Annotated in this window: 8 protein-coding genes; 4 read left to right on the forward strand and 4 right to left on the reverse strand. The window is 72.3% G+C overall.

Features of this window, described 5'->3' with window-relative positions:
* The first annotated feature begins 106 nt into the window (after window positions 1–106).
* Entirely contained in the window at window positions 107–553 is a 447-nt protein-coding gene (locus ACFWBB_RS41765) for a DUF2550 domain-containing protein (protein ID WP_328479679.1), read from the forward strand.
* A 72-nt stretch (window positions 554–625) separates the two neighbouring features.
* Here ACFWBB_RS41765 and ACFWBB_RS41770 read toward each other — a convergent pair whose 3' ends face one another.
* From ACFWBB_RS41770 to ACFWBB_RS41780, 3 genes are all read right to left on the reverse strand, one after another.
* Window positions 626–2,458 (reverse strand): glycosyl hydrolase family 18 protein, encoded by a 1,833-nt coding sequence (locus tag ACFWBB_RS41770; protein WP_385284292.1) that lies wholly within the window; start codon window positions 2,456–2,458, stop codon window positions 626–628.
* Window positions 2,459–2,571: 113 nt separating this feature from the next.
* Window positions 2,572–3,252 (reverse strand): response regulator, encoded by a 681-nt coding sequence (locus tag ACFWBB_RS41775; protein ID WP_385284295.1) that lies wholly within the window; start codon window positions 3,250–3,252, stop codon window positions 2,572–2,574.
* Complete coding sequence (locus ACFWBB_RS41780; RefSeq protein ID WP_385284298.1) at window positions 3,249–4,496, reverse strand: sensor histidine kinase; 1,248 nt, start codon at window positions 4,494–4,496, stop codon at window positions 3,249–3,251. The genes ACFWBB_RS41775 and ACFWBB_RS41780 overlap by 4 nt, the downstream gene beginning before the upstream one ends.
* Before the next feature lie 144 nt (window positions 4,497–4,640).
* On the opposite strand from ACFWBB_RS41780, the gene ACFWBB_RS41785 reads away from it, so the two are divergent.
* Complete coding sequence (locus tag ACFWBB_RS41785) at window positions 4,641–5,216, forward strand: hypothetical protein (protein WP_385284300.1); 576 nt, start codon at window positions 4,641–4,643, stop codon at window positions 5,214–5,216.
* A 38-nt stretch (window positions 5,217–5,254) separates the two neighbouring features.
* Here ACFWBB_RS41785 and ACFWBB_RS41790 read toward each other — a convergent pair whose 3' ends face one another.
* Window positions 5,255–5,827 carry a cob(I)yrinic acid a,c-diamide adenosyltransferase gene (locus ACFWBB_RS41790; RefSeq protein ID WP_385284303.1) on the reverse strand — a complete coding sequence of 191 codons (573 nt, stop codon included), beginning with the start codon at window positions 5,825–5,827 and terminating at the stop codon, window positions 5,255–5,257.
* Between the two features lie 423 nt (window positions 5,828–6,250).
* On the opposite strand from ACFWBB_RS41790, the gene ACFWBB_RS41795 reads away from it, so the two are divergent.
* Window positions 6,251–6,574 (forward strand): STAS domain-containing protein, encoded by a 324-nt coding sequence (locus ACFWBB_RS41795; RefSeq protein WP_385284306.1) that lies wholly within the window; start codon window positions 6,251–6,253, stop codon window positions 6,572–6,574.
* 237 nt (window positions 6,575–6,811) lie between these two features.
* Window positions 6,812–9,367, forward strand: coding sequence for an ATP-binding protein (locus ACFWBB_RS41800; RefSeq protein ID WP_385284309.1), 2,556 nt, complete (start codon window positions 6,812–6,814; stop codon window positions 9,365–9,367).
* The last annotated feature ends 94 nt before the right edge of the window (window positions 9,368–9,461 follow it).

Genomic DNA, 9,461 nt, shown 5'->3' on the forward strand with positions numbered 1-9,461 from the left:
GTCGGCACCGGAGCAATCCGGTGCCGACCGCGGCTGAGGCAGATATGGATGTTTTTTCCGTTCCGTTACCTGTTTCGGTATCTAGGAGACGAGGAGGTCGGTGTCGATGGTCCTCGCTCTGACTGTGTGCGGAATCGTCGTGGCCCTGGTGGCGCTGGGGTTGTTCGTCTTCGGCCTGCGCCGCCGACTCATCCAGCGGTCCGGCGGTACCTTCGACTGTTCCCTGCGCTGGGACGTCCCCGAGAAACCGGACACGAGCGGAAAAGGCTGGAGCTACGGCGTCGCCCGCTACAACGGCGACCGCATCGAGTGGTACCGGGTCTTCTCCTACGCCTACCGCCCGCGCCGGGTCCTGGAGCGCGGCTCGATCGAGGTGGCCGGCCGCCGTCTTCCCGAGGGCGAGGAGGAGCTGGCGCTGCTGTCCGACGCGGTGATCCTCACCTGTGTGCACCGGGGCACGCGCCTCGAACTCGCCATGAGCGAAGACGCGCTGACCGGTTTCCTCGCGTGGCTGGAGGCGGCCCCGCCCGGACAGCGAGTGAATGTGGCGTAGCCGCGTTCACTCGCTGTGTGGGGACCCGGACGGAGCCTGGGGGAGAGGGTCGATGTCTCCTGGCGAATCTTTTTACGACAGTCCGCTGTTGATGGCGCTCACCAGCTCGCCGTTGGTGGTGTCGCCGCTGAACTCCCAGAAGAACGCGCCGCCCAGGCCCTGGTTCTTGGCCCAGGTCATCTTTCCGGCGATGGTGGCCGGGGTGTCGTAGGACCACCAGTTGCTGCCGCACTTCGCGTATGCCGTGCCCGCGATGGTGCCGGTGGCCGGGCAGGACGTCTTGAGGACCTTGTAGTCCTCGATGCCCTGCTCGTAGGTGCCGGGCGCCGGGCCCGTGGCCGTGCCGCCCGGGGCGTCCTGGGTGACGCCGGTCCAGCCGCGGCCGTAGAAGCCGATGCCGATGAGCAGCTTGCTCGCGGCCACGCCCTTCGACTTGAACTTGGCGATCGCGTCGGCCGTGGTGAACCCGGCCTGCGGGATGCCGCTGTACGAGGTGAGCGGGGAGTGCGGGGCCGTCGGACCGTCCGCGTCGAAGGCGCCGAAGAAGTCGTACGACATCACGTTGTACCAGTTGACGTACTGCGAGGCGCCCGCGTAGTCGGCGGCGTCGATCTTGCCGCCGGAGGTGCCGTCGGCCGTGGTGGCCGCGGTGACCAGGTAGTTCGCGCCGAATTTGGCGCGCAGCGCCTGCATCAGGTTCTTGTAGGCCGCCGCCCCGCTGGTGTCACAGGACAGGCCGCAGGCGTTCGGGTACTCCCAGTCGATGTCGATGCCGTCGAAGACGTCGGCCCAGCGCGGGTCCTCGACCAGGTTGTAGCAGGACTGCGCGAACGCGGCCGGGTTGGCCGCGGCCTGGGCGAAGCCGCCGGACCAGGTCCAGCCGCCGAAGGACCACAGCACCTTGAGGTTCGGGTACTTGGCCTTCAGCTGGCGCAGCTGGTTGAAGTTGCCGCGCAGCGGCTGGTCCCAGGTGTCGGCGACACCGCTGACCGACTGGTCGGCGGTGAAGGCCTTGTCGTAGTCGGCGTAGGAGTCGCCGATCGCGCACTGACCGTTGGTGACGTTGCCGAAGGCGTAGTTGATGTGCGTGATCTTCGCGGCCGAGCCGGACGTCACCAGGTTCTTGACGTTGTAGTTGCGGCCGTAGATGCCCCACTCGGTGAAGTAGCCGAGCTTGACCTTGTCGCCGGTGGTCGGGGGAGTGGTGCCGCCGCCGGTGGTGTGGACCGCGACGGCGCCACTGGCCGGACCGGTCTGGTCGGCGGTGTCCCGGGCCTGGACGGTGTAGGAGTAGTCGGTGCCGGCGGTCAGACCGGTGTCGGTGTACGAGGTCGTCGTCACCGTGGCGACCCTGGCGCCGTCGCGCAGGACGTCGTAGTTCTTGACGCCCTTGTCGTCGGTGGCCGCGGACCAGGCCAGCTTCACCGAGGTGTCGGTGACGGCGGACGCGGTCGGGGTGCCCGGGGCGGACGGAGCGGCGTCGCCCGGGACCGTCGTGCCGTCACAACCGCCGCCGTTGAGCTTGCAGTTGGACGGGGAGCCGGAGCCCGCGCCGTTGAACCCGAAGGAGACGGAGGCGCCGGCGGCGATGGCGCCGTTGTAGGACTTGTTCTTGGCCGTCCAGTGGGTGCCGGAAGAGGTGACGTCGGCGTCCCAGGCGGAGGTGACGGAGGTGCCGGAGGGGAAGTCCCACTCGACCGTCCATGAACTGATCGCGGTGGTACCGGTGTTCTTCACCGTCCACCTGCCCTCGAAGCCGGTGCCCCAGTCCGAGGCCTTGGTGTAGGTGGCGGTGGCCGACGAAGAATCTGCCGCGGCCTGGGCGGGACTCGCGAGGCCGACCAGGCCGGCCAGCGGGAGCAGCAGCGTCGCGAACGCTGCCGCGGCTCTGTGTCTGAAGCGCATCCTGCGCCTCCTCGGGGGGAGTTGGGGGGCGTGACTGAGCCTTCACACCCACGGTGCCGCGAGAATAGAAAGGTCTGGACCACAGGTCAATAGGTCTGGACCAGTGCGGCGGGCTAAACCTCCGGGATTCCCAGGGATCCCGCCCGCATCCCCAACTCCTGTGCCAGTACCGCCGCTTGCACCCGGCTGCGCAGCTCCAGCTTTCCGAGAAGCCGGCTGACGTGCGTCTTCACCGTCGCCTCCGCCATCTCGAGGCGCCCGGCGATGCCCGCGTTCGACATCCCCTCACCGAGACAGACCAGCACCTCCCGCTCGCGCCGGGTGAGGGTGCCGAGCACGGCCGGGTCGGCCTTCGGGGCCCGCACCGGCTTCGCGGCGAACTCGGCGATCAGGCGGCGCGTCACGGCCGGTGCGATCAGGCCCTCGCCGCCCGCCACGGTCCGGACCGCCGCGAGAAGATCCCGCGCCTCCGTGTTCTTCAGCAGGAACCCCGCCGCACCCGCCCGCAGCGCCCCGAACACATACTCGTCGAGGTCGAAGGTGGTCAGCACCAGAACGTCGGCCAGGCCCTCCTCGACGACCTTCCGGGTCGCCGACACCCCGTCCAGACGCGGCATCTGAACGTCCATCAGAACCAGATCGGGCCGCAACTCCCGGGCCAGGGCCACCGCCTGCTCCCCGTCCGCCGCCTCGCCCACCACCTCGATGTCGGCCGCGCTGCCCAGGATGAGGACGAGTCCGGCGCGCACGGCGGACTGGTCCTCCGCGACGAGGACACGGATGGCGGAGCTCATACGAGTTCTCCTTCGACGAGGGGGAACGTGGCGCGAACCGTCCAGCAGGCGCCCTCGGGCCCGGCGCCGAACGTGCCGCCGAGCAGCGCCGCCCGCTCCCGCATTCCGACGAGTCCGGCGCCGGAGCCAGGGGCGCGGGGCCCGTCCCGACGTCCGTACGGACTCCGCACCCGCACGTCGAGCACACCGTCGAGCCGCACGAGGGCGACGGTGACACGGCCCGGACGGGCGTGCTTCAGCGCGTTGGTCAGCGACTCCTGGACGATCCGGTAGGCGGCGAGCTCGACGGGCGCGGGCACCCCACCGTGTTCGGTGACGAGCGTGACGTCGAGACCGTTGGCGCGGGCACCCTCGACGAGGGCCTCCAGACCGTCCAGGGTGGGGGCCGCGGCGGGCTCACGGTCCCCGCTGCCGTCGCGCAGGATCCCGATCAGCCGCCGCATCTCCGCCAGCCCTTCGACGCTGTTCTCGCGGATGACGGACAGCGCCTGCCTGGAGGTGTCCGGGTCGTCGATCGAGAGGGCCGCCGTCGAGTGGATGGCGATCGCCGACAGGTGGTTGGCGACCATGTCGTGCAACTCCCGCGCCATCCGCGCCCGCTCCGTCGTGACGGCCTGGGCGCGGTCGATCCCGGCGAGCAGCGCGGTCTGTTCGGCCCTCAGCCGGGCCGCCTCGGCGGCGTCCCGGTGGTCGCGCACGATCCAGCCGGTGGCGGCGGGCGCGTAGGCCACGATGCCGACCACCACCCCGATCAGCAGGGCCTCCGGCACCCGCCACACCGCGAAGGGCACCAGCGCCCCGGCCACCGTCAGCAGGCCGGTGATCCACTGGATCCGGCGGGCCGAGGTGAGCGGGCCGTACAGGACGGCCGCGTACATGAGGTCGGTGAACATCAGGATCGTGGACAGGTTGCCCTGGGTCACGAGGTCCGCGGTGATCGCGACCGTGCCGGTCAGAAGGGCCGCGCGGGGAGCCGCTCGGCGCAGCACCTCGCAGCCGGCCATCCCGGTGAGCGGCACCAGCACCGGCCAGGGGCCGTCGAACAGCGTGATCGGATCGTCGGACGGCCGCGTGCCCAGACCGATGGCCACCAGCAACAGCCCGCCGAGCAGCCCGCCGACCGCGATGTACACGTCGAAGCGGTGCGGACGGTGCGGACGGTGTGGGCGGCGCAGTGGACGCGGGCGGCGCGGCGAGTGCGGGCGGCGCAGGCGGTGCGGTTCTCGGACGGCCATGCCCTCCATCCAACACGCCTCGCACGGCGTCCGCCTGCTCCCCGGGGACGGTCCCGAACTGCATCTTTCGATGTACCGCGACCTCGTCACCGCCGACGACGCACGCGGCCGCGCCCGACGGGAGCCTGGAAGGGCGAGCGAGAGGAGCGAACCGTGATCGTCGGACTGATCATCGCCTGCGAGGTGGCCTTCTGGGTGCTGGCGGCCGCCGGACTGGCCTTCCGGTACGTGTTCCGGATGCCGCGACTGGGCCTGGCCCTGCTGCTGTGCGAGCCGCTGCCGGAGGCCGTGCTGTTCGCGGTGACCGCCGTCGACCTCAAAAACGGCGCCGAGCCGGACTGGCGGCACGGCCTCGCCGCCGTCTGCATCGGCTTCACCGTGGGCCTCGGCCACTCCACCGTCAAGTGGGCGGACGCCCGGATCGCCCACCGCTTCGCCGGCGGGCCGCCGCCCGTGCGGCCGCCGAGGTACGGCAGGGCCCGCGCCGTCCACGAGTGGAAGGTGGCGGGCCGCTGGACCGTCTCCGCACTCGTCGCCGTGGCCCTGCTCCAGGCGGCCGCCTGGTACGTCGGCGGGGACGGCGGGACCGACTCGCTGCGGGCGTGGCAGCTGCGGATGCTGTGGGTGATAGGCATCAATCTCGTCATCGCGCTGAGCTACACCCTGTTCCCGAAGTCGGAACCGCCGGAGGAGGCGAAGACGGAACCGAAGACGGAAGCGGCGGGGTGACCCGCGGGCGAATCGGAGCGGGAACCGGCCAAGATGCGCTAGCGCTCGCCGCCCGGCACCCAGAGCACGTCCCCGACCGCCTTGTTGGCGGTGCGGGCCAGGATGAACAGCAGGTCCGAGAGCCGGTTGAGGTAGGTCGCCGTGAGCGGGTTCATCCGCTCGCCGTGCGCCTCCAGCGCGGCCCAGGTGGAGCGTTCGGCCCGCCGGACCACCGTGCAGGCCTGGTGGAGCAGGGCCGCGCCCGGGGTGCCGCCGGGCAGGATGAACGACCGCAGCTTCTCCAGCCGCTCGTTGAACAGGTCGCAGTCCGCCTCCAGTCGGTCGACGTAGAACTGCTCGACCCTCAGGGGCGGGAACTGCGGGTTCTCCACCACCGGCGTCGACAGGTCCGCGCCCACGTCGAACAGGTCGTTCTGCACACGGGTGAGGACCCTCACGAGTTCCTCGTCCAGTCCGCCCAGCGCCAGCGCCGTGCCGAGCGCCGCGTTCGCCTCGTTGACGTCGGCGTACGCGGCGATCCGCAGGTCGGTCTTGGCGACCCGGCTCATGTCGCCGAGGGCGGTGGTGCCCTGGTCGCCGGTCCTCGTGTAGATGCGCGTCAGATTGACCATGCGGCCAATCTAGACGGTCCGGGAGGATCGTTTCCGTTCCCTTCGTCACGGTGGCCGGCACGCGGCCGGTACGGGGCCAAACGGCGTGAATCGGACAGCATTTGACGACGTGACCGGCGTCTCACGCGCTGAGACGTGAGCCGCGTTACTAACCGGTCACACAGCGCCTCACTCCCGCTAATCTCCCGCCGAGAGGCATGCGGAGCGGCTGCGCCGGATGGTTGACGCCGGTGACATCGGACACCTGAGCGGGCAGGGCTTCTGCAGGCACCGAAACCGCACAGGCCCATGGGCCTCACCCCCGCGAGTGAATTCGGTATCGGTTCGCTCACAGACGGCAACCTTCGACCGCTTCGCGCAGTCAGAGGATGCAACACCGGACACCACACCGCGGAGCACGAGACGCACGCTTAGGGGAGCGCTATGCACATCAGGGGCGACCACGTAGAGCTGGTCGTCGGGGGCCGCCTCGACGTCCGCAGCGCGGCGGACGCCCGTACGGCCCTGCACGCGGCCGTGGACGACGGCGTCGGCGACCTGTTGCTCGACCTGTCCGAGCTGGACTCCTGGGACGCCACCGGGCTCGGCGTCATCATGGGTGTCCACCGCCGGGCCGGCCGGTGCGGCCGACGTCTGGTGCTGCGCGGTGTGCCTCCGCAGATGCAACGCCTGCTGGTGGCCACCCGCCTGCACAGGATCCTCGCCATCGAGGGCGGTATCGGCGTGGAGTCCCTGCCCCGGGTGTGATCGGGCAGGGCGCGTGGGCTGCGGCGGGAAACGCGCGACGGGCGCAATCCTCACGAGACTGTGACGCTTCGGGCGGCCCGGCACCCCGGGCTGTCGTAGATACTGTGCGAAGGTTTACGGTTCGTCTGCCCGCCGCCCTCAACCCTCGAGCGGGTACCGGACCAGAAGCGACAGCGCAGTGTGCAGCAAGGCCGGGAGGGGCTACCGCCACACGACGCTTTTGGGGGGCTTGAACCTATGGACCCGAACGCCCGGGGACCCGAGGAGTACGGCCAGGACGACGACGGCACCGCGCCGCGCCCGCGCCCGTCCAGGGACCCTCTCACCCCCGACTTCGGTCAGCACGCGCCGGCCCTGGCCCGCACGGTGCGGCTCGTCGTCGGCGAACACCTGCTCACGGTCAACCCGGTCGACGGCAGCGAGATAGAACTCCGCCCGCCCGGGGCCCCTTCCCGTTCGAGCGCGGCCGGGAGCGGGGGAGAGATACCGGAGCGCCCCGCCAAGCGCACACCCGAGCAGCGGGCCGAGGCCGAACGCGCCGCCCGGCCGCCGGCCCCCGCCGGACCCGCCCGGCCCGCGCAGCCGCTCCTGGGCCGCCAGGACGAACGCGAACAGCTGGTCCGGCTGCTGGCCCGGGGCCGCTCCGTCCGGCTCACCGGACCGTCCGGCTCCGGCCGTACCAGTCTCCTCGACCTCGTCGCCGAGGACTGCGAGGATCTCGCCCCCGACGGCGTCGTCCGCCTCACCGGCTTCCGCCGCACCACGGCCGACCTGCTGAACGACCTCTTCCACGCCGTCTACGACGCCCCGCAGTACCGCCCGGCCGACGACGACCTGCGCGCCCTGGTCCGCGAGATCGGCGCGGTGGTCGTGGTCGACGACCTCGACCTCGGCGGCGCCGCCCTCGACGAACTGCTGGACTCGACGCCCGAGTGCGCCTTCCTGCTCGGCGCGACCCCCGACACCCCGCTGCCCTCCGCGGAATCCGCCGTCGAGGAGGTCGTCCTCTCCGGACTGGACCGCGCGGCCGGCGTCGAGGTGATCGAGCACGGCGTCGGCCGCGTCCTCACCGAGGAGGAGGCCAACTGGGCCGGCGACCTGTGGTTCGAGTCCGAGGGCCTGCCGCTCCGGTTCGTCCAGGCCGGCGCCCTGCTCTCACAGCGCGACCGGCTGCGGGCCGGCGCCGACGCGGTCGACGCGTTCGGCGTCTTCGAGGACGCCCGGCCGTTCACGGAATCCGTCGACGGCCTCGCCGGAGCGGGCGAGGCCGAGGAGATACCCCTGCCCTCGCTCGGCGAGGCCGCCGCGCCCGCCCCGCTGCTCGCCGCCCGCCTCAGCGCCTCCGCCCGCGCCACCCTGCGCTTCGCCATCGCTCTGGGCGGCGAGGTCCCGCACCAGGCCCACCTGCCCGCCCTGGTCGGCGACACCCACGCCGACGCGGCCCTCGGTGAACTGGCCGCCTGCGGACTCGTCTCCCCGGTCGGTACCCGCTACCGGCTCGCCGCAGGCGTCCGTACCCAGCTCGAGGGCGCCGGATACGCCGACGACGTCGAGACCCGCGCCCACGCCGCCGCCCAGCACTACGCCTGGTGGGCCGGGCACCCCTCGGTCACGCCCGAGCGGGTGTGCGCGGAGGCCGACGCCGTGCTCGCCGCCCTCACCGTGATCGTCCCCACGACGACCCGGCCCGGCGAGGACGAGGAGGCCACGGCCGTCCAGCTCGCCCGCACCGCCGCGCCCGCCTTCGCCGCGGGCCTGCACTGGAGCGCCTGGGAGAACACCCTGCACGAGGGCGCCGAGGCCGCCCGGCTCGCCGGGGAGTCCGCCGACCGCGCCTACTTCCACCACGAGCTGGGCGTCCTCGCCCTCTGCGGCGGCGAGCTCGACCGGGCCCGCTCCGAGCTGGAGGCCTCCCTCGCCCTGCGCGGGGCGATCGCCGACAAGCGCGGCACCGTCGCCGGCCGCCGTGCCCTCGCCCTGGTCGCCGACCGCTCCGGGGACGTGCCAGGCCTCGCGACGGCGACGGCCGGTGAGGAGGTGCCCGACGCCCGCCGCGAGGAGTCGGCGTCCCCGCCGCGCGGCATCCAGGCGGCACTGGCGACCCACCCGCCGGAGGCCCAGACCGTCGTCGTCGCCCGCCGTGAGTCCGCCGGCCCGCCGGCCCGCCACAGCCGGGGCGGCCTGAAGAGCCTGGCCAAGCGCAACCTCGTCGCGGCCGGCGCGGGCGCGCTGCTCGTCGCCGTGCTCGGCACGGTCGTGACGCTCGGCGCGACCTCCAACAACGATGCCAACGACCCCTCCGACCGGGTCGGCGTCAACCCGTCCGCCAGCACCGGTCCGGGCGACGGCGGCCCGGACTCCGCCACCCCGGGAGAGGACAGCGGCTCCGCCGGCACGGGCGAGGCGACCGGCGGGCCGACGGACCCGGGCCCGGACGGCACGATGGGCACCTCGGACGACCCGACGCCCACCGGGACGGCACAGCCGTCGTCGGAGGCGAGCAGCTCACACGGGTCGGGGAGCGGTGGGTCCTCCGGCACGCCGACGCCGTCGTCGTCGAGTTCGGGCCACGGGTCGCCGTCGGCGTCGCCGTCCAGCTCGTCCAGCAGCGGTTCGAGCCCATCGTCCTCGCCCTCTCCCTCGGCGTCCGAGTCCGGTACCAGCACTCCGCCCCCGGCCGACAGCAGCCCGCCGACCTCGAACTCGGCCGGCAGCTCGATGTCCTCCAGCCCGGCCAGCTCGATCAGTTCCGTCGGCCCCTCCGCCCCGGTCTCGCCGGACCAGGTCATCTGACCCTCCGGGCACACGAAAGGGCCGGGGTCCCGATCACGGGAACCCCGCCCGCACGTCGTACGGGTTCGGGGGACGGGGGTCAGAACAGCCGCAG

The sequence above is a fragment of the Streptomyces sp. NPDC060000 genome, from assembly GCF_042737375.1.
Lineage (GTDB): Bacteria > Actinomycetota > Actinomycetes > Streptomycetales > Streptomycetaceae > Streptomyces.